A 20008-nucleotide genomic window follows, 5' to 3' on the forward strand; every position below is an offset into this window, starting at 1 on the left:
CGGCGCTCCCCGCCGGGCGCGGCGCTCGAGGACCCCTGGGGTTGTCCCGGGCCGCGCGCGAGGGCCGGCTCAGGTGTCGTCCAGGCTGAGCGCGCGCAGGTGGCTGACGTCCCCCCAGGTCACCAGCCGCAAGCCCCCCGCGTGGAGGTCGAACTGGTTCCAGCCCGCGTTGAGGACGGAGAAGGCGCGCGGCGTCGCGGGCGGGATGCCCAGGCAGTGGCGCAGCAGGGCGCTGAGCACGCCCCCATGGGTGACCACCACGACGCGGGCCTCCGCGTGGCGCGCGCCCAGGTCCTCCAGGCAGTGCAGCGCCAGCCGCAGGCGCTGCGTCGCGCTCTCACCCTCGGGCACGACGTAGTCCGCGGGGCCCTCCGCGTACGCGGAGAAGACGTCCGGGTGGCGCTGGCCGGCCTCCGCGCGCGTCAGCCCTTCGAGGATGCCCAGCCCGCGCTCCCGCAGCCGCGCGTCCTGCTGGACGTCGTGGCCCGTCCTCGCCGCGATGCGGGCCGCCGTCTGCGCCGCGCGGTCCAGGTCGCTGCTGTAGAGGGCCTGGAAGGGGAGGGTGGCCAGGCGCGCCGCGAGCGCGTCCGCCTGCCGCAGCCCTTCGCGGCTCAGCGAGCTGTTCAGGTGCCCCTGCAGGCGCCCCTGGGCGTTCCACTCCGTCTCCCCGTGCCGGAGCAGGATGAATTCGGTCGTCATGGCGCCAGCGTGGCGGGAGCACTCCAGGGGGGCAAGGCTCGCGGAGTGTCAGCCAGCTGCCGCGACCATCGCGCCAGGGGCGGCCCGTCCCTTCCAGCAGGGGACGTGTCACATGGATGAAACACGGCCCTGGCGGACCTGGGGGAGGTGAACCCCCGGCGGCTGGAAGGCCCGGGGCATGTCTGGGTTTCCACCCCGGAGGACGGCGCCTCTGCTCAATGCCACGCATCCCCCTGGCCACGGGGTCGGACAGCACTCCTGGACGGCTTTGAGCCCACTGGACGCGCGTCCATCTTGTCCGAGTTTCCGAGCAAAGGCGTGTCTTCCTGATTACGCGGGTGGGAGGACGGCGGATTTTCCGTGGACGCCAGGCCGGAGGGGGAGACTTCGATGGAACACGGTCAGAAGCTGGATGCGCTGAGCATGGACGTGGAGCCCCAGGAGGCCCCGGGGGAGGCGCCGCGAAGGGCTCACCGCTTCGGCTGGCTGCGGATGCTGGGCGTGGACGCGGTCCTCATCGCCTGCTCGCTGCGCTTCGCCACGGTGTTGCACTTCGCTGACGGGCTGCCTCCGGCGTGCAGGGAGGCGCTGCCCCGCGCCATGGCGCTGCTGGTGGCGGTGCGCCTGGTGACGCTGGTGTGGCTGGGGCTGCACCGCTGGTCGTTCCACCGCTCCGGCATCCACGAGGCGGTCCGGCTGGAGCTGGCCAGCCTCGCGGCCACCATCGTCTTCGAGCTCTTGCGCACCATCTTCTTCGCGGAGGTGCTGCCGGGGCAGGTGGTGGCGCTGGAGTTCTTCGTCACCACCACGCTCCTGGGCTTCCACCGCTTCGCCCCGCGCATGGCGCGGCAGTGGTACCTGGACCAGCAGCGCGCGCGGGCGCAGGGCTCCCAGCGCACCCTCATCGTGGGCGCGGGCAGCGCCGGGGACCTGCTTTTGCGCGACCTGCTGCGCGAGCGGACCAGCCCGTGGCACGTCATCGGGCTGGTGGATGACGACCCGGGCAAGCAGGGCACCTTCCTCAACGGCAAGCCGGTGCTCGGCGTGCTGGACGCGCTGCCGGAGCTGATGAGGAAGCACCGGGTGACGCAGGTGCTCATCGCCATCCCCCGGCTGTCCCCGGAGCGCACGCGGCACCTCTTGAGCCTGTGCCGGCACCAGAGCGTCAGCTTCAAGATCATCCCGGCCTCGTTCGCCTACCTGGACCAGAAGATCACCGCCGCCATGCTGCACGACCTGTCCCCGGAGCACCTGCTGCCCCGCGACGCCATCGCCTTCGACCACGAGGAGGTGCACCGGCTGGTGACGGGCCGCCGCATCCTCGTCACCGGCGGCGCGGGCTCCATCGGCAGTGAAATCGTCCGGCAGGTCGCGGGGCACTCGCCCGCGTCGCTGGTGGTGGTGGACATCAACGAGAACGAGCTCTACCTGCTGGTGCGCCAGCTGCAGTCGCGCTACCCGAACCTGCCGGTGCACTCCGTGGTGGCGGACATCCGCGACCTGGACCGGATGCTGCGCATTGGCGTGGAGTTCGCGCCGCAGTACGTCTTCCACGCGGCCGCGCACAAGCACGTGCCCCTGATGGAGGACTCGCCCGAGGAGGCCATCAAGAACAACGTCTTCGGCACGCAGAACGTGGCGCGCATGGCGGACGCGTGCGGCGCGGAGCGCTTCATCCTCATCTCCACGGACAAGGCCGTGAAGCCCTCGTCGGTGATGGGCGCCTCCAAGCGGCTGGCGGAGATGGTCATCCGCGACATCGCCGCGACGTCGCGCACCACGTTCTGCGCCGTGCGCTTCGGCAACGTGCTGGGGTCCGCGGGCAGCGTGGTGCCCCTCTTCAAGCAGCAGATCCAAGCGGGCGGCCCCGTCACCGTCACGCACCCGGACTGCACCCGCTACTTCATGATCATCCCGGAGGCGGTGGGCCTGGTGGTGCTGGCCGGCCTGGGCGGCTACGGCGAGCTGTGCATCCTGGACATGGGGGCGCCGGTGCGCATCGCGGAGCTGGCCGCGAACATGATCACCATGACGGGCCTGGTGCCGGACAAGGACATCCCCATCGTCTACACGGGGCTGCGCCCGGGGGAGAAGCTGGAGGAGGTGCTCATGTCGGAGGAGGAGGAGCTCACCCAGCAGGTGCGCAACCGCATCAAGGTGGCCAGGAGCCCGGCGCCGCCCGCGGACTTCCAGCTCCAGCTCAAGCGCCTGGACCGCGCGGCCAGGGCCGGCGACGTCCATGACCTGAAGCGCGCCCTCCAGGACCTCCTGCCCGCGTACACCCCGTCGAAGCAGCCGGGGCCCGTGGCGAAGGTGCTGCCCGCCTTCCCGGCGGTGAAGGCGTCCGCCGCGGAGCAGAACGTCAGCGCCTGACCCCACGCGGGCCTGTCCGTCGTCCACGAGGCCCCGGCCTCCCGTGCTCCGGCGCGGGAGGCCGGGGCTTCGTCATGGCGCGTGCGGCGCGCGGTAGGCCGGGAAGAAGCTGCCCGCGCAACGGCCCTCCGCCAGCGCGGCGTACGCGGCCGCGTCGCAGATGATTTCATGCGTGTGGATGCGCCCGCTGGCGTTGGCGAAGCCGCGCTTGAAGTCCTCCAGCCCGTCCCCCGGCGTGAGGCCGCCCCCCAGGTGGAGGGGGAGCCCCAGCCGGGTGCACAGGGCGATCATCTCGCCGAAGACGTTCTTCGCGGGCGAGCGCGCCAGGTGGGCATCCGCCGTTCCGCCCAGGTAGTAGTGCAGCAGGCCGTCGCTCTGGACGACCAGGGCCGCGGAGGCGACGGCGCCGTCCGGCGCCCGCGTCGTCGCGAGCCAGGCCGCCGGGGACGCGAACAGCTCTTCAAAATATGCGTCCGAGAAGAAGTACCGGGGGCACGCCTGGTCCCGGACCATGGTCTGCCGGTACACGTCCCGGAAGCCCGCGCGCTCCTCGGGCGGCGCGTCCCGGCACGCACGCACGGTGCTCACGAAGCCCAGCCGGACGTTGCGCCGCAGGTGCCGGCGGTGCATCTCCCGCAGTGTGAGCGGGCGGCATGGATCCACGAAGAAGACCTCGTTGCGCGCCGTGCCTCCCAGGAAGCAGTGCGGTCCCTGGACCCGCTCCCTCACGAAGATGCTGACCAGCTCCGTGGCCCGCCAATCCACCGCGGGTGCCGGCACCTCGCTCAACCCGTCCAGCTCGCCGCCCGGAAAGCCATACGGGGAAATGGCGTCGCGATAGCTCGTGCCCTCAATCGCTCGCACAATGAGTGGCACGTGAAACATCCTGCCTGTGTCGTTTTTGACGACCAGCGTATGGGTGACCTGCTCGGCGCGTAGGTGGTGCCCGGAGCGGAAGTACTGCTCTGACAACGCCGAGGCTCCCGCGTCGGGAACCAGCATGGCGCTCGCCTGCCCTGTCCTCGTCATACATCTCCCAACCGGCTCAGGCGGACAGGCCCATGTGGCCCTGGACTGAACACTCACAGACAGTCGTGATTTTATTTTTGTCTAATCACAAAGGAATTCAAGAGGCCCCCAAATGCTTCTGGCGACCTGTGAACGCACTCCGGCGTTCCCACAACAGGGTAGCCTACCGGGCCGTTGACGGGAGCTACCCAACAGGACCCCCCTGATGTTGGAACCTCGTCGTCGCAACACGTCTGGTCGTGCCCTGTCGTCCCTGCTGTCGCTTGCCCTGCTGGTGGGTGGTGCCTGCGGCCCCAACCCCGAGCAGGACAATCCCGGCACGGCCAGCAACAACGGAGACAACACCCCGGGCAGCACCGAAGGCGCCAGCCCGGATACGGACTTGCTCGCTCCCTCTTCCCCCGAAGAGGGCACGGCGGTCCCTGGCGAGCCGGAGGCGGAGGCCGCCCCGGCCGCTCCTGACGCGGAGGCCGCTCCGGAGGCGGACGCCCCCGCCACCGCGGAAGCGCCTGCCTCCGCCGAGGAGGGCCTGGCGACGACTGCCCAGGCCGCCGTCAGCCTGCGCACGGTCGCCGGCTGGGAGACGCTCTTCCTGAACCGCTGGAACTCGGAGCACACCTCCAGCTTCCTGCCCAAGAGCAACTCCCTGGACAGCTGGCAGTTCTACGACCTGTCCTACGGCATCGACGGCAACACCGCGATGTACCGCGCCACCGGCAAGACGCAGTACATGGACCGGGCGCTGCTGTATGTGAACAACATGGTCAACCACGCGAAGGTCTCCTCTTCGCTGCCCCGGAGCCAGTTCAAGGACAGCTACCTGGGCTGGGCGTCGGCACGCTCGGACACGCTGGGCCAGGAGGTCCCCCTGTTCGAGAGCTACTGCTGGCGTTACGTGACGCGCATGCTGCGCACCATCCGTGAGACGCCCGCGCTCTACGGCAACGCCACGTACAAGACGCAGTACGACAAGCTGCTGGCGTTCACCGAACGGAACATGTTCGAGAAGTGGCTCAAGCGCGGCGCGAACAGCTACATCTACCGCGTGAATACCCACATGGCGTCGCACTGGGCATACATCGCCATGGACCTGTCGAAGATGACGACGGACGCCACGAAGCGGGCGCAGTACATGACCGTCTTCAACAACATCAACCGGGACATGCCCAACAACAGCTCGTCGCTGCGCGGTCAGCTGATGACCAGCCCGGTGAACGCCAGCGCGTACTTCTGGGCCGCCGAGTGGGGCTCCAAGAAGCGCCCCGGCCAGGACGTGGCGCACGGCAACGGCGTGATGGCCTACATCGTGGAAGCCCACGACGCGGGCATGGAGTGGACGGACGCGGACATGCGCAAGTTCATCGTCACCCTGAACAACGTCATCTGGCCGGCCGCCAGGACGTACCGCAACTACGTGGACGGCACGGGCAGCGGCACGGGCTGGTTCAATGACGGCTTCGTGAAGCTGGGCCGCTACAACGCCGCCCTCCAGAAGCGCCTGGAGACCCACACCGTGGGCCAGAACACCCAGTACTACGGCAACGCCGCGCTCAACGCGAAGCTGCTGGGCGCCGGTTCGGCGCTGTAACAAGTTCCACAATGCGGACAGACACCCCCTCCTTCCGCCCGAGCGCGCGGGAGGGGGGGAGTGTGCGAACGCTCCAGGCAATGCCGGGGTCCGAGTGCCCGGTCCTGCCTGGAGCTTTCCGCATGCCCTCCCGCATCTACCTGTCCTCGCCCCACATGGGCACGCTCGAGCGCGGCTACGTCGACGACGCGTTCGCGAGCAACTGGATTGCCCCCCTGGGGCCCCACGTCGATGCCTTCCAGGAGGAGTTCGCCCGCTGCGTGGGCACCCCGCACGCGCTGGCCTTGAGCTCCGGCACGGCCGCGCTCCACCTGGCGCTCCAGCTGGTGGGCGTGGGCCCCGGCGACGACGTGCTGGTGAGCACGCTCACCTTCTCCGCGTCGGTGAACCCCATCCGCTACCTGGGCGCGTCCCCCGTCTTCATCGACAGCGAGCGCACGTCCTGGAACATGGACCCGGTGCTGCTGGAGGAGGAGCTGTCCATGCGCGCCCGCGTGGGCCGGCTGCCCCGCGCCGTGGTGGTGGTGCACCTGTATGGCCAGAGCGCGGACCTGGATCCCCTCATGGCCGCCTGTGACCGCTACGGCGTGCCCGTGGTGGAGGACGCGGCGGAGGCCCTGGGCAGCACGTACAAGGGGCGGGCCCCCGGCACGGTGGGCCGCGTGGGCATCTATTCGTTCAACGGCAACAAAATCCTCACCACGTCCGGCGGCGGGATGCTGGTGTCCGCGGACGGCGAGCTGGTCCAACACGCGCTCAAGCTGGCCACGCAGGCGCGCGACGCGGCGCCGCACTACCAGCACTCGGAGGTTGGCTACAACTACCGGCTCAGCAACGTGCTGGCCGCCATTGGCCGGGGGCAGCTGCACGTGCTGGAGGACCGGGTGGCCGCGCGCCGGGCGAACCACGCGTTCTACGCGGAGGCCTTCCGGGACCTGCCGGGCATCGCGTTCATGCCGGAGGCGCCGTGGGGCCGGCACACGCGCTGGCTCACCACGCTCACCATCGACCCGGAGGCGTTCGGCGCGGACCGGGAGGCGGTGCGCACCGCGCTGGAGCGGGAGAACATCGAGGCGCGGCCGGTGTGGAAGCCCATGCACCTGCAGCCCGTCTTCGCGACCTTCGAGCGGCGGCGCGGCGGCGTGGCGGAGGCCCTGTTCCGCCACGGCCTGTGCCTGCCGTCCGGCTCCAACCTCACGCGCCAGGAACTCGAGCGGGTGGTGGAGGTGGTCCGCGACGTCCCCCGGAGGCAGGGGCTGCGGACGGCGGGCTGACGGCGCCGGCCTCCTGCTGCCGGAGCGGCACGACGTTGGACTCCGGCGGCGGGTTGCCCATGAACTTGTTCAGGGTGGCCTCGCTCGTGAAGGAGATGCCCTGGCGCTGGAGCACGCGCACCACCGTCAGCGCCAGCACCTTCGCGTCCAGCGCCAGGCTCCAGTGGTCCACGTACCAGACGTCCAGCCGGAAGCGCTCGTCCCAGCCGAGCGCGTTGCGGCCATTGATTTGCGCCCAGCCGGTGACGCCGGGCAGCACGTCGTGGCGGCGCGCCTGCTCCTGGCTGTAGCGCGGCAGGTACTCCACCAGCAGCGGGCGCGGCCCCACGAGGCTCATGTCGCCCTTCAGCACGTTCCACAGCTGCGGCAGCTCATCCAGGCTGGTGGAGCGCAAGAGCCGCCCGGCCCAGGTGAGGCGCTCCTCGTCCGGCAGCGCCTGCCCGTCCGCGTCCGTGGCCTCCAGCATCGTGCGGAACTTGAGGACGGTGAACAGCTGGCCCTTCCTGCCCGGCCGCGGCTGCCGGAAGAGGACGGGGCTGCCCATCGTCACGCGGACGAACAGGCCCGTGGCGGCCATCACCGGGGCAAGGCATAGCAAGCCCACCCCCGCCGCCACCACGTCGATGCACCGCTTGAGGAACAACCCGGTTCCTGTCTGTCTTTGCATGGGGACGTCGCTCCTTGGGCGGGCAACGCTAGAGCCGCCCCGGCCCCCCCACTACGGCCCCCGGGACTCAGCCCACTGTCCGCTCCCGTGCATCCACCGGCGCGATGGGCGCGAGCGCCCGCGGGCGTCCGGCGCCGTCAGCCGCCGCCAGACGCGCCAGGTCAGCCAGGCGCTGCACGTAAGCTCCGCCACCCAGCCCAGCCCCAGCGCCCACGCGGCCCCCACCGGCCCCACGCGCGGCACCCAGAAGGCGCTGCCCAGCGCCACCACGGCCACGGACACGACGAGCAGCACCACCTGGCCCTTGAGCTCGCGCGCCGCGGTGAGCCCCACCGCGAGGCTCAGGCAGACGTACTCCAGCGCCGCGGCCCCCATCAGCCAGACGAACAAGGTGAGGTTCCTGGCGTAGGCGGCCCCGTAGAAGAGCGTCAGCGCCCACCGGCCGAACAGCGCGGAGCCCGCGATGGCGCACAGGCCCACCCCCGCCGAGGCCGCCGTGAAGCCCGCCAGCGCCCTGCCGTAGCGGCGCGCCTCCCCCGCCGCGTGGTAGCGCCCCAGCCGGGGGCTCACCGCCTGCCCCAGCGAGTGCACCACCCGGCCGCCCAGCGCGGCGAAGTACGCGAGCGCGGCGTACATGCCCAGCTCCGCCTGGCCCGCGTGCGCCTCCAGCAGGTAGCGGGGGATGTTGGGCCGGAGCGCGCCCAACAGCGCGGTGAGGCCCAGCACCCAGCACAGCAGGAAGAGGGCCTTGAGCTGGCCGGCCTCCTGGCGCCACGGCGTGCGCCAGAGGGTGCTCCAGGGGCGCACGCCGGGGAACTCGCGCCGCAGCGCCCGCGCGTCGAAGACGAAGAGGACGATGGCCCACGCGAACGCCATGGCCGCCGCGCCCGCGATGGGGCTGTGCGTGAGCCACAGCGCCAGCGGCACCAGCACCGCCGACAGCGCGCTCTTGGCGATGGTGGACCGGGCGATGAGCCCCAGCCGCTCCGCCTTCTGGAGCGCGCCGTAGAAGACCTCGCTCACGGCCTCGAAGCCCTTGGCCAGCGCCACCAGCGCGATGACCCAGCCCGCGTGCAGCGAGTCCGCGAGCAGCGTGGCGATGGCGCAGCACACCGCCACGCCCGCGACGACGTTGAGGACCATCAGGCCCAGGTAGTGCTGGAAGCCGAAGGCGCCCCGCGCGTCGGTGGCCTGGAGCGTGCGCAGCTGCATGCGCGCCATCAGCAGCACCGGGGCGGTGATGGCCAGGGCGAGCGCGAACTCGCCCACCTCCTCCATGGTGGCCAGCCGCGCGAAGGCCACCAGGACGCCCCACTGCGCCAGCGCGTAGACGAGCCCGGCGGAGAGTGACCAGACGAAGTTGCTCCCCACCGAGCGCGCCTTCATGACCGGGCCGCCGCCGCGCGCCGCAGCACCTCCGACAGCCGCTGCGCCGCGATGTCCGCGGAGTAGCGCTCGCGGCCCAGCTTCCCCGCCTGCGCCCCGGCCTCAGCGAGCCAGCGCGGGTCGCGCAGCCGCTTCGCCAGCATGGCCGCCGCGGCGGGGATGTCCTTGGGCGGCAGCCGCAGGCCGAAGTCCTCCCGGTCCATCAGCTCCGCCTGCCAGCCGCCGTAGTTGAGCGCCAGCGGCCGGCCCGCCGCGAGCGCGTCGAAGAACTTGTTGGCGGAGTTGTCCTGCATGCCCGGCACGTCCGTGAAGAGCGACGTGGCGATGGTGGCCGCGCTCAGCACCGCGGGCACCTGCGCCTTGGGCACGCTGGGCAGGAAGAAGAGGTTCACGCCCTTCACGCCCAGCTTCTCCGCCAGCGCGTGCAGCATGGCCTCCTCGCGGCCCTGGCCCATGATGACGAAGCGCACCTCCGGATCCACCTTCCGCATCTCCGCGGCCACGCGCACCAGGTACTCCACGCCGTTCACCAGCCCCAGCGTGCCCGCGTACAGCACCATGGGCCTGTCCCCCAGCCACGCGTACTTCTGCCGGAACTCCTGGCCCGCGGACGGCGGCACCTGGAAGCGCTCCGGGTCGCAGAGGTTGGGGATGATGGTGATCTTCTCCGGCGGCACGCCCGCCGCCTCCACGCCCGCCTTCATGCCCGGCGACAGCGCGACGATGTGCGCCGCGCCCGCGTAGGCGGCCTTCTCCAGGAGCTGCGCGGCCATGATGGCGGAGCGGCTCTTGAGGGCGCCCACCGCGATGGGGATGGCGGGCCACAGGTCGCGCACCTCGAAGACCATGGGCCGCTTGTTCCACTTCGACGCGGCGATGCCCGGCACCGCGATGGTGAGCGGCGTGCTGGTGGCGAAGAAGACGTCCGCGGGCAGCTGCGCGGCGCGGCGCGTGGAGTTGACCGCGAAGTGGCTGAAGGCCCGGATGCGGTCCGGGTAGCTCATGGCGTTGCTGTAGGGCACCGGCAGCCAGTGCACCTGGATGCCGCTCTCGTTGGACTCGCGCCAGCCCTTGCCGGTGCCGGCGTCCGTGCGGGTGTCGGAGGTCACCATGTGGACCTCGTGGCCCATGGAGACCAGGCGCCGCGCGAGCTCATAGGAGCGCGTGCCCCCGTGCATGGTGGGGGTGTTGAAGTACTGGTGCAGGTAGACGATGCGCATGTCAGACGGCTCCTGTGAATGAAGGTTGGGGAAGGGCGTGGGGCAGGGGCGGCGCCTCGTGCGCGGGCTTGCGGCCGGGGACCGCGGCCCCGGAGGCCATCACCATCAAGAGGAAGAGGGCGCGGCTGTCGTAGAGGTCGCCGCTGGACTGGGCGCCCAGCAGCACCAGCACCGCCGCGCCCACGGTGGCGCCGTCCAGGCCCTGGCGCCGCAGGAGCGCCGAGCGCACGAAGGTGGCGAGCACGCCCGCGAGCAGCAGCAGCCCCACGACGCCGCCCTCGCAGAACACCTCCAGGAAGAGGTTGTGCGGGTAGACGCCCAGGCGCAGCGCGGGGAACGCCGCGAGCCCCGCGCCCGCCACCGGGTGGTCCTTCCCCAGCTGGAGGGCCCTCGCGTAGAGGATCTCCCGCCCGGACAGGTACACCTTGCCCTCGGTGCTGCCGGCGCCGCCCGCGCCCGTCTCGTAGTTGAGGGTGAGGCGCAGGAAGCGCTCCTGCACGGAGTTGCTGAGCGCCTCCCCCAGCGGGGAGAACAGGGTCACCGCGGTGATGGCGACCGTCGCCAGCAGCAGCAGCAGCAGCAGCCGGCGCAGCGGCACGCGCCCCACCACGAGGCAGGTGGTGATGCCCGCGACGATGGCGGCGGAGCCGCCGCGCGAGCCCGTGAGCAGCGCCAGCACGACGCCGGTGGCGGCCACTGGAATCCACAGCCACGCCTGGCCCTTCCAGTACCAGAAGTAGAGCGCCCCTATCGCGAGCAGCCCCATGAGCCGCGCGAAGATGTTGGGCCCGCCACCCATCACCGCGAGCCGCGCGCCGCCGCCGCCGCCCAGCAGCTGCTTGATGCCGGTGAGCGCGAGCAGCCCCGTGGCCGCGACGACGGCGGCCCAGAACGCGTCCAGCACCCGGGGCGCGGGCTGGCGGAGCGCGGCCAGCGCGAAGCCCACGCACATCATCCCCACCAGCACGAGGTCGCAGACCTTGGTCAGGGAGAAGAGCGGGTCGGGCGACCAGGCGGTGCTGGCGCACATGTAGCCCAGGAAGCCCAGCAGGGACGCGATGAGCGGCGGGTCGAAGCGCGCCTCGCCGGGGCGCGCGTCGCGCCGGGCGCGGTGCAGCAGCCCCACGCTGGCGAACAGCGCCCCGCACAGGACGATCCAGAGCCGCAGCTCCTGGATGAGGTTCGTGTCCACCTCCTCGTTGACCGCGAGCCCCAGCCGGTGGAAGCCCCAGCGGCCCGCGAGGACGTAGAGGGCCGCGATGAAGCCCAGTCCTGTGCAGCGCATCCAGCTCACGGCGGTGGCTCCCGGTTGGCCTTCAGCCCGCGGACGGGTATTCGTATTGGTAGACGCCGCTCACCGCGCGGCCCGAACGGGAGCGCGGCACGCCGTTGAGGACCACGCCGTGGACGGGGACGCCGCTCTGCTCCAGGTGGTGCAGCGCCGTGGCCACCTCGCGCAGGGACTGGGTCGCCGCGCGCACCACGGCGAGCCGCACGCCCGCGTGCCGGCCCACCAGCGCCGCGTCCGTCACCGCGAGGATGCAGGGCGTGTCGAAGAGGACGACGTCGTAATCGGCCGCCACGCGCGCGACGAACGTGTCGAAGGGCACGCCGGCCAGCAGCTCCGCCGGGTCCGGCGGCAGCGCGCCCGCGCCCAGGAACGACAGGCGGGGCGCGGCCTCCTGGAGCACGGCCTGCTCCAGGGGTGGCGGTGCCGCGCAGCACCTCATGGAGGCCGGGGACGCGCGCCTCGCGGAAGCACCGGTGCAGCCAGCCGCCGCGCAGGTTCGCGTCCACCAGCAGCACCCGCTGGCCCGTCTCCGCCAGCAGCCACGCCAGGTTGAGGGCGGCGAAGGACGCCCCGGCGCCGGGGGCCGTGCCGGTGAGGGCGACGACGTGGCTGTCCGCCTCCTTCAGGGCCCGCTGGAGCCGGGTCCGCAGGCCGCGCAGGCTTTCGACGGTGAGGTCCCGGGGGGCGCTGCGCGCCAGGATGGAGGGAGGGGACTGGCCGGGCCCTGCGCGCGGCGGGCCCGTGGGGACGCTGGCGAGCACGGGCACCGCGAGCGCGGCCTCCAGGGCCGCGGGGTCGGTGACGCCCGGGTTCAGCGACCGCCGCGCGAAGGCCAGCGCGACGCCGGCCACCAGCCCCAGCACCAGGCTGACCGCGAACACGTCCGGCTTCGTGGGGCGCACGGGCAGGCGCGTCACCACGGGCGCGTCGATGAGGCGCGCGTTGGTGATGGTGCTCGACTTGAGCACCCGGTACTCCTGGGCCTTGTTGTGCAGCTGGAGGTACAGCTCGTTGGCCACCTTCACGTCGCGCGTGAGCTGGGCGGATACCCGCTCCGCGTCCGGGATGCCCTTGAGCCGGGCGTTGAGCGCGGCCTGCTCCGTGCGCAGGCGCGAAAGCTTGCGCTCCGTGGCCACGAGCAGCGGGTGGTGTTCGGTGAAGCGCTGCCGCAGCTCCGAGCGCTCCAGCGTGAGCGAGGAGATGTCCTTGTCCAGGTCCGCGCTCCGGTTGAGGACGGCCTGCACCTCCAGCGCCAGGTCCACGCCGCCCTTCTTGGCGCGGTAGTCGCGCAGCGCGGCCTCCGCCTGCTCCAGGCCCTGGCGCAGGCCGGGGAGCTGGCTGTCCAGGAAGGACAGCGTGCGGCCCGCGTCGTCGCTGCGGCGCTCCACGTTGGCGTGCACGTACGCGTCCGCGATGGTCCGCAGCGTGGTGGTGGCCTGCACCGGATCCGGCCCCTCCAGGGTGAGGTTGAGGACGCCCGTGCCGGCGCCCTTCTCGGCCATGCGCAGCGCGCGCTGCAGCTCCTCCACCACCGCGAGCCTGGAGCGCCGCGTCACCTGGAAGCGCGTCCCCGGCCGGGCGCGCAGCTCCGTGACGCTCAGCTCCACCTCGTGCGCCGCGTCCCCTTCCGTCCGGGCGTCGGTGCCCGCGACGCCGTGGAGGACGGCGCGCCCGTCCGGGCCCCACAGGGTGAACGCGCCGTCGGCCTGGGCCACGAGCGTGAGCGGCACGTCCTCCCACTCCGTGGGAACGTTCAGCCGCTCCACCTGGAGCTTCTCCCCGCCCCAGGCGTACGCGGCCCGGCCCCACCACGGCACCGCCGCCAGCTCCGGCCCCTCGTGCGCGCGGGCCCAGGCCGCGCCCACCACCGGGAAGCGGTGGGGCTCCACGCTCACGCCCAGGTTCAGCGTGTCCGCCACGCGCCCCAGGAGCGCCCGGGAGCCCAGGACCTCCATCTCCGTGGCCGCGACGCTGGGCGCGTCTGGAATCAGCTCGTCCAGCTCGCCCAGGCTGCTGCCCTTCTGCTCGATTTGGAGGATGGCATTGGCCCGGTACACCGGCGCCGTGGTGAGCAGGTACAGCGCGCCCAGGGCCAGGGCCAGGGCGACGGACGCCGCGATCGTGCCGCGGCGCTCCCCCAGGATGGCCAGGTATCTGCCCAATCCCAGCTCATCATCCTGCGTGCCGGGGCCGGGGCGGGGCGGCGTCACGCGTTGGGGGGAGGGCGTCATGGGTTTTCGATGATGATGGTTCTGTCTCCGATATCCACTGCCTGCCAGAGCAGCTGAACTGTTGGCTGGATTTGCTCGATGATGCGGTTCCATCGCGTCAAGTCGTGCGCGGAGACGAAGACAACGTCGCGTGGTTGTAATTGGAACTGCTCCGCCAGGAGCAGCGCGTCCGGCGACTTCGCGTCCAGCTTGAAGATGGAGGGGCGGTCGAAGCTGCCCCGGATGACATACACGCGGCTCGGGTTGGAGGTGAGCGGGTCGAAGCCCTCGGTGTCGCCGATGGCCTCCGCCAGCGTCATCCGCCCCTTCACCATCAGGCGGGAGGACGGCTTGCGGACCTCCCCCAGCACGAAGACCTTGTTGCGGCTGCGGTCCGCCACGTTGACGATGTCGCCGTCCTGGAGGAGCCAGTTCTGGCTCACGTCCCCCTGTTCGTAGAGGGCCTGCAGGTCGAGCGTGAAGGTGACGCCGCCCCGGCTGAGCGTGACGGTGCGCAGGTCCGCCTCCGTGGAGAAGCCCTTCGCCTGGGCGATGGCGTCCTGCACGCGCAGGGGCACGTCGGTGATGGGCAGGGTGCTCGGCGCCACCACCTCGCCCGTCACCTGGACCTTCTGGCCCCGGAAGCCCACCACGCGCACGTCCAGCTGGGGCTTCTCGATGACGCTCGACAGCCGCTGCGTGAGCAGCTCGCGGATCTCCCGCAGCGTCTTGCCCGCGACGGAGATGACGCCCACGTGCGGGTAGAACATCGTCCCGTCCGCCGCCACCGGGTGGCCGGTGGCCTCCGCGGGGCGGAACTCGCCGGCGGGGATGGTGAGCTCCGGGTGGTCCCAGACGATGACGCTCAGCACGTCGTGCGGCGTCACCCGGTAGTCATAGTCCGTGGCCACCCGGGCCAGCGGGTCCACCCGCGGCGCGGGCCGCACCTGCCTGCGCGCCTCCAGCTGGTGGTGGATGAGGGACGCGTCGATGGGGACGATTTCATAGGCGCCGTCCGTGCCGGCGTCTGCCTTTCCGGCGTAGCGCTCCCGGAAGGCGTCCTCGTCCATCTGCATCCCCGGGCCCCAGGCACATGCGCTCATGCAGAACACCGCGGCCAATAGCAGGGCATGTTTCATAGGGCGGGGAATCTTCCGGACAATCCGTGCAGGCGTAAGCCCCGGACAATTCAAAATGTCTGGAAAGCGCTAGGCCCCGCCGTCGAGGTGACACATGTCCTGCCCTGGGGGGCCGGAAGGGCGCGAAGCGCTGGAATCCAGACATCGCCCTGCACCTCGGGGGGCGATGACGGACCCGGGGCGCGTCCCCATACCCTCTGGTTGTTTCGAGCGGCCGTCCGGCCACGCGCTTCGCCCCCCAAGGGAACCCCGCATGAACCGAGTGACACCGTGGAGAGCCGTCCTCGTCCCCGACGGAGGCCAGCGCGCCGTGTCGTCCGACTATTTCCGCTCCGAGCAGCACCTGCGCGCGGAAGGGGTGACGCACAGCCTCATCGTGGAGGACGGGGCGGGGCGGGCGCTGCGGGTGCCGCTCATCGTGCGGCCCATCGAGGGGACGGGCTGGCGGGACGCGGTGTCGCCGTATGGCTTTCCCGGCGCGGAGCTGAACGGGCTCTCCGAGGTGCCGGTGGAGGCCATCGACTGGCGGGGGACGGAGCTGGTCAGCCTCTTCCTGCGCGACCGCATTGGCGGGCCGTACTGCTTCGCGGGAGGCCGGCTGCGCGCGGAGGTGTGCCTCATTGACCCGAAGCTGCCGGTGCGGTTCCGGAGCGACCACGGCGCGGACATCCGCCGCAACGCCCGGCGCGGCTACGTCAGCGCGGCCATTCCGGCGAAGGACGCCCCGCGGGAGCAGCGCGAGGCGCTCAAGGCCATCTACCGGCAGACCCTGGTCCGCAACCAGGCCGGGGCGCGGTACTTCTTCACCGACGCGTGGTTCGAGGAGGTCTTCACCTGTCCCTTCGCGTGGCTGGTGACGACGCGCGCCCCGGACGGGGGGGTGGCCTCCGCCGCGCTGCTGGTGCTGAGCGACGGGCTGCTGCACCACTTCGTTGGCGGCACGGCGGACGCGTACCAGGTGCACTCGCCGGCGAAGAACGAGTTCCCGGTGATGGTGGAGCTGGCGGAGAGGCTGGAGGCCTGCGTCCACCTGGGCGGCGGCGTCCGGCCGGGGGATGGCGTCGAGCGGTACAAGCGCGGCTTCGCCAACGCGATGTCCCGGTTCCACACGCACGACCTCATCTGTGATCCGGAGGCGTACGCGCGGCTGTCCCAGGGGCACGCGGGCGGGGACTTCTTCCCCGCCTACCGCGCGCCCCGTTCCTGACGTTCCTGTGCCGTTGGTGGAGGGGTTCCCATGGTCCTGTCACTTCCCCAGCTCCGCGAGGTCGCGGACGCCGCTTCACATGTCTGACGGAGCGGGAGCTCGCCGAGCGCCGGCGCGAAGAGGGCGTTCGCGTCATCTCCCACCGGGGGCACTACTGGGAGCAGTCGGGGGCGCCCGGCTTCTTCCAGCCCGTGCACCTGCTGGCGCGGCTGACGCCGGAGGAAGCCACGCCGCCCACGCCGCTGGCCTGGGGCTACCGGGCGGCGCTGACTCCGGAGACAGCCAACGCCGCCACGGGCAGGGTCCCCGTGGTGCGGCTGAAGGACCTGGACACCTATGACACCAGCCGCCTGAACTCGAACCGGCGCAGCAAGCTGCGCAAGGCCCAGCGCACGGTGCGCGTCGTCCAGCTCACCGGGCCGTCGCTGCTGCTGGAGCAGGGCTATGGCGTCGTGCGGGATGCCCTGACGCGCACGCAGCACAAGAAGATCCCCACGCTGGACGAGTACCTCAAGGGCCTGCGGCAGTACTTCACGTCGGACCACTGGTGCGTGCTGGCGGGAATGGTGGACGACAAGCTGGGCGGCTACCTGGACGGCTACATCGTGGACGGCGTCGCGTATGGCTTCAGCGCCTACTACGCGACGTGGGCGCTGCCGACGAACATCTCCACCGGCCTCATCTACGAGTTCGCGCAGGTCTGCCGCCGGCAGGGAGCCCGGACGCTGGTGGGCGGCCTGCACGCCCGCGAGGCGGCGCAGCTGGAGCAGTTCAAGGACGAGCTGGGCTTCGTGGTGGATCCAGTCCCCATCCACTGGGGCATGAACCCGCTGGCGCGCGCCTTCATCCGCTGGCACCGCCCGCACGCGTACTACCGGCTGACGGGCCAGGCCTGAGCGGGACTACGGCGTCATCACGACCTTGATGCAGCCGTCTTCCTTGTCGCGGAACTTCTTGTAGAGGGCGGGGGCGTCCGCCAGCCGGGCGCGGTGGGTGATGAGCCGCGTCGGGTCGATGGCGCCAGCCTGGATCTTCTCCAGCAGGGGCCGCGTGTAGCGGTGCGTGTGCGTCTGGCCCGTCTTCATGGTCAGGCCCTTGTTGACGAAGGCGCCCATGGGGAGCTTGTCCAGGAAGCCGATGTAGACGCCGGGCACGGAGACGGTGCCGCCCTTGCGGCAGCAGTAGATGGCCTGGCGCAGCGCGTGCGGCCGGTCCGTGGCCAGCTTCACCGCGGCCTTCGCCTTGTCGATGACGGCGTCCAGGCTGCCGGTGCCGTGGGCCTCCGCGCCCACGGAGTCGATGCAGCGGTCCGGGCCGCGGCCCTGGGTCATCTCCTTGAGGGTCTCGTAGACGTCCTGCTTCGTGAAGTCGATGGTCTCCGCCTTGCCCCAGGACTTCGCGAGCGCCAGGCGCTCCGGCACGTGGTCGATGGCGATGACGCGGCCCGCGCCGAACATCCACGCGCTCTGGATGGCGAACTGCCCCACGGGACCGCAGCCCCACACCGCCACGGTGTCGCCCTGCTCCATCTGGCAGTGCTCCGCCGCCATGAAGCCGGTGGGGAAGATGTCGGTGAGGAAGAGGACCTGGTCCTCGGTGAGGCCCTCCGGAATCTTGAGCGGGCCCACGTCCGCGTACGGCACGCGCACGTACTCCGCCTGTCCGCCGGAGAAGCCGCCCAGCATGTGCGAGTAGCCGAAGAGGCCGGAGGGCGAATAGCCCATCATCTTCGCGGCGGCCTCCGCGTTGCGGTTGGAGCGGTCACAGAGGGAGAAGAGGGTCTTCTGGCAGAAGAAGCACTCGCCGCACGCGATGTTGAAGGGGACGATGACCCGGTCGCCCTTCTTGAGCTTCGTCACGCCGGAGCCAATCTCCATCACCTCGCCCATGAACTCGTGGCCCAGCACGTCGCCGCTCTTCATGGTCGGCATGTAGCCGTCCAGCAGGTGCAGGTCGGAGCCGCAGATGGCGGTGCGGGTGACGCGGATGATGGCGTCGCGAGGGTCTTCAATCTTCGGGTCGGGGGCGGACTCGTAACGGACGTCGCCGTGGCCATGCCAGCAGATGGCTTTCATCGGGTGGGGCTCCTTCGTTGAAAGGCGTTTGGACAAAGCTGGGGACGTGCAACGTGCATGGCCAACGTTCCCGGCCTGCCGCCGTCTGGCTGTCTGGCGCTCGGACGTCCGGGGATGCAATGGGACCCGGGGCTGATGCAAAAAGGGGTGTGGCCTCCGCACCCGTCCTCGACTTCGGCCGTTATCTGGGCACGCCGCTCCACCGCGTGGAGGTGGCGGGGCTCGTCCTCACGGAGAGCACGTACGCCCCTGGCGTCCGGCTGCCCTCCCACCGGCACCTGCACGCGGGCTTCCGGCTCACGCTGGAAGGGGGGTTCACGGACGTGGTGGAGGGGCGCGCGCGGGAGTGCACCGCCCGGTCGTCGCCTTCCAGGCGCCCGGGCTGGAGCACGCGCAGCTCATCCGGGGCGTGCGCACGCGCACCTTCAACCTCGACTTCTCGGAGGCGTCGTGGCGGACGCGGGGGGCGCTCGTCGCGGGGTTGGATCCGCGGGTGGACCTGGCGTCGGTGCGGGTGGCCACGCTGGGGGCGCGCGTGTACCAGGAGTTCCGGCGCGCGGACGACGTGGCGGCGCTGGCCATCGAAGGGCTGTCGCTGGAGCTGCTGGCGGACGGCGACGCGAACCCCGGGGCCTTCCTGGACAAGAAGGAGTCCTCCGGCGCGGTGAAGGACCTCATCGGGAAGGCGCGCGACACGTCCGCGAAGGAGCTGCTGTCCAGGTACGTGAAGCTCGACGGCGCGAAGGGGCCTCACTTCCTCAAGTCGGACACGCTCAAGCCGCTGGACGCGGAGCGGAAGGCGGCGGTGCGCACGGCGCTGGCGTCGTACGAGAAGACGCTGCACGGCACGGAGTGCGTGGCCGTGCCCCTGAAGGTGCTGGACCTGGCCGAGCGGCTGGACGCGGGGGGCAGCAGCTACGGCCTGGAGCGCGACTACGTGCTCGTGGGCGCGGCGGATCCGAAGGCGCCGCCCGTGCTGCTGGAGCTGAAGGAGCTGCTGGCCTCCGGGGTGCCGTCGCCGCCGGTGCCCGCGAACGGCGCGGATGTGGTGAAGGCGCAGGAGGAGCTGGGCGGCGCGGTGAACCCGCTCACGGGCGCGGTGACCATGGGCGGCCGGGCCTTCCTCGTGCGCGAGGTGGAGCCGGAGAAGGATAAGCTGGACGACGCCGTGCTCGGGAAGAAGAAGGCCCTGCGCTCCACCTTCGAGCAGGCGGGCGTCGTGCTGGCCCGGGCCCATGGCAACACGCAGGCGCGGGCCGCGCGCCTGGAGGACTGGGTGGGCGGCGACACGAAGGGGGCCACGAAGCGGCTGGTCGCCTTCGCGCGGGCCTACGCGGATCAGGCGGAAGCGGACTGGAAGGCGCTGAAGGCCGCGCGCTGATCAGAGCGACGCGGCCAGCCGCCCCGCCGCGTCGCGCAGGGTGACGACGTCGAAGTCGTCCTTGAGCCACTGGAAGATGTCGCGCAGCCGCTCCACCTTCTTCGCGGCGCTCACGCGCAGGTCGCGCTGCTGGCGCACCAGCTCCAGCGGGATGCCGTCCGTGGCGTCCAGCACGTCCACACCGTGCAGCTCGAAGTTGAAGAACGCGTCCGCCCGGCAGGCGCGGTACGCGGCGCGCATCGTGCCGCGAGGCAGCGTCGTCGCGAACGTGCCGATGAACGGGAAGCGCACCACCGGCGTCACCGTCATCGGCAGCTCCAGCACCGGGCCGGAGCCGCGACGGTACGGCTGCGCGGGGTCCGGCCGGTACGGCACGCGCGGCGCCAGCAGCACGCGCGGGGTGTCCAGCACGGAGCGCGACGGCCGCCCCAGCGCCGCGAGCGCCCCCATCACCGCCGCCTTCGCCGCG

At 71.5% G+C, this 20008-nt stretch carries 15 protein-coding genes and 1 pseudogene; 6 read left to right on the plus strand and 10 right to left on the minus strand.

The window, feature by feature from the left end; genetic code table 11:
• Nucleotides 1-69: 69 nt before the first annotated feature.
• Entirely contained in the window at nucleotides 70-699 is a 630-nt protein-coding gene (locus tag ACLEQD_RS13305) for a histidine phosphatase family protein (protein ID WP_410384099.1), read from the minus strand.
• Between the two features lie 390 nt (nucleotides 700-1089).
• On the opposite strand from ACLEQD_RS13305, the gene ACLEQD_RS13310 reads away from it, so the two are divergent.
• Nucleotides 1090-3072: a polysaccharide biosynthesis protein gene (locus ACLEQD_RS13310; RefSeq protein WP_410384101.1), complete on the plus strand. Its 1983-nt coding sequence runs from the start codon at nucleotides 1090-1092 to the stop codon at nucleotides 3070-3072.
• 72 nt (nucleotides 3073-3144) lie between these two features.
• On the opposite strand, the gene ACLEQD_RS13315 is transcribed toward ACLEQD_RS13310, so the two are convergent.
• Complete coding sequence (locus ACLEQD_RS13315; RefSeq protein WP_410384103.1) at nucleotides 3145-3957, minus strand: GNAT family N-acetyltransferase; 813 nt, start codon at nucleotides 3955-3957, stop codon at nucleotides 3145-3147.
• 349 nt (nucleotides 3958-4306) lie between these two features.
• Here ACLEQD_RS13315 and ACLEQD_RS13320 point away from each other — a divergent pair, with 349 nt between their 5' ends.
• Both ACLEQD_RS13320 and ACLEQD_RS13325 read left to right on the plus strand, forming a co-directional pair.
• A complete protein-coding gene (locus tag ACLEQD_RS13320; RefSeq protein ID WP_410384105.1) occupies nucleotides 4307-5689 on the plus strand; it encodes a hypothetical protein in 1383 nt (460 codons plus the stop codon).
• Nucleotides 5690-5811: 122 nt separating this feature from the next.
• Complete coding sequence (locus tag ACLEQD_RS13325; protein ID WP_410384107.1) at nucleotides 5812-6963, plus strand: aminotransferase class I/II-fold pyridoxal phosphate-dependent enzyme; 1152 nt, start codon at nucleotides 5812-5814, stop codon at nucleotides 6961-6963.
• Here the strand turns inward: ACLEQD_RS13325 and ACLEQD_RS13330 are convergent.
• Genes ACLEQD_RS13330 through ACLEQD_RS13355 form a run of 6 tightly spaced genes read right to left on the minus strand, consistent with a single transcriptional unit; the run spans nucleotide 6884 to nucleotide 14876 of the window.
• Nucleotides 6884-7630 carry a sugar transferase gene (locus ACLEQD_RS13330; protein WP_410384109.1) on the minus strand — a complete coding sequence of 249 codons (747 nt, stop codon included), beginning with the start codon at nucleotides 7628-7630 and terminating at the stop codon, nucleotides 6884-6886. The genes ACLEQD_RS13325 and ACLEQD_RS13330 overlap by 80 nt on opposite strands.
• Nucleotides 7631-7681: 51 nt before the next feature.
• Nucleotides 7682-9016 (minus strand): lipopolysaccharide biosynthesis protein, encoded by a 1335-nt coding sequence (locus ACLEQD_RS13335; protein WP_410384111.1) that lies wholly within the window; start codon nucleotides 9014-9016, stop codon nucleotides 7682-7684.
• Nucleotides 9013-10236, minus strand: a complete 1224-nt coding sequence (locus tag ACLEQD_RS13340; protein ID WP_410384113.1) for a glycosyltransferase family 4 protein — start codon at nucleotides 10234-10236, stop codon at nucleotides 9013-9015. Before ACLEQD_RS13340 ends, ACLEQD_RS13335 begins: the two co-directional genes overlap by 4 nt.
• Nucleotide 10237: 1 nt before the next feature.
• The gene (locus ACLEQD_RS13345; protein ID WP_410384127.1) at nucleotides 10238-11521 is read right to left on the minus strand and encodes an O-antigen ligase family protein; all 1284 of its coding nucleotides are present in this window, start codon (nucleotides 11519-11521) and stop codon (nucleotides 10238-10240) included.
• A gap of 5 nt (nucleotides 11522-11526) precedes the next feature.
• A complete protein-coding gene (locus ACLEQD_RS13350; protein ID WP_410384115.1) occupies nucleotides 11527-13758 on the minus strand; it encodes a GNVR domain-containing protein in 2232 nt (743 codons plus the stop codon).
• Complete coding sequence (locus tag ACLEQD_RS13355; protein ID WP_410384117.1) at nucleotides 13755-14876, minus strand: polysaccharide export protein; 1122 nt, start codon at nucleotides 14874-14876, stop codon at nucleotides 13755-13757. Before ACLEQD_RS13355 ends, ACLEQD_RS13350 begins: the two co-directional genes overlap by 4 nt.
• 310 nt (nucleotides 14877-15186) lie before the next feature.
• Here ACLEQD_RS13355 and ACLEQD_RS13360 point away from each other — a divergent pair, with 310 nt between their 5' ends.
• Nucleotides 15187-16083 carry a GNAT family N-acetyltransferase gene (locus ACLEQD_RS13360; protein WP_410384119.1) on the plus strand — a complete coding sequence of 299 codons (897 nt, stop codon included), beginning with the start codon at nucleotides 15187-15189 and terminating at the stop codon, nucleotides 16081-16083.
• Between the two features lie 191 nt (nucleotides 16084-16274).
• Nucleotides 16275-16979, plus strand: coding sequence for a hypothetical protein (locus tag ACLEQD_RS13365; protein WP_410384121.1), 705 nt, complete (start codon nucleotides 16275-16277; stop codon nucleotides 16977-16979).
• A gap of 6 nt (nucleotides 16980-16985) precedes the next feature.
• On the opposite strand, the gene ACLEQD_RS13370 is transcribed toward ACLEQD_RS13365, so the two are convergent.
• Nucleotides 16986-18158, minus strand: coding sequence for a zinc-dependent alcohol dehydrogenase (locus ACLEQD_RS13370; RefSeq protein ID WP_410384123.1), 1173 nt, complete (start codon nucleotides 18156-18158; stop codon nucleotides 16986-16988).
• Between the two features lie 346 nt (nucleotides 18159-18504).
• On the opposite strand from ACLEQD_RS13370, the gene ACLEQD_RS13375 reads away from it, so the two are divergent.
• The gene (locus ACLEQD_RS13375) at nucleotides 18505-19539 is read left to right on the plus strand and encodes a DUF2252 family protein (protein WP_410384125.1); all 1035 of its coding nucleotides are present in this window, start codon (nucleotides 18505-18507) and stop codon (nucleotides 19537-19539) included.
• Here the strand turns inward: ACLEQD_RS13375 and ACLEQD_RS13380 are convergent.
• A pseudogene (locus ACLEQD_RS13380) lies at nucleotides 19540-20008 on the minus strand (polysaccharide deacetylase); the annotation flags it as partial.

The sequence above is a fragment of the Corallococcus sp. 4LFB genome, from assembly GCF_046520365.1.
In the GTDB taxonomy this organism is placed as follows: Bacteria; Myxococcota; Myxococcia; order Myxococcales; family Myxococcaceae; genus Corallococcus; species Corallococcus caeni.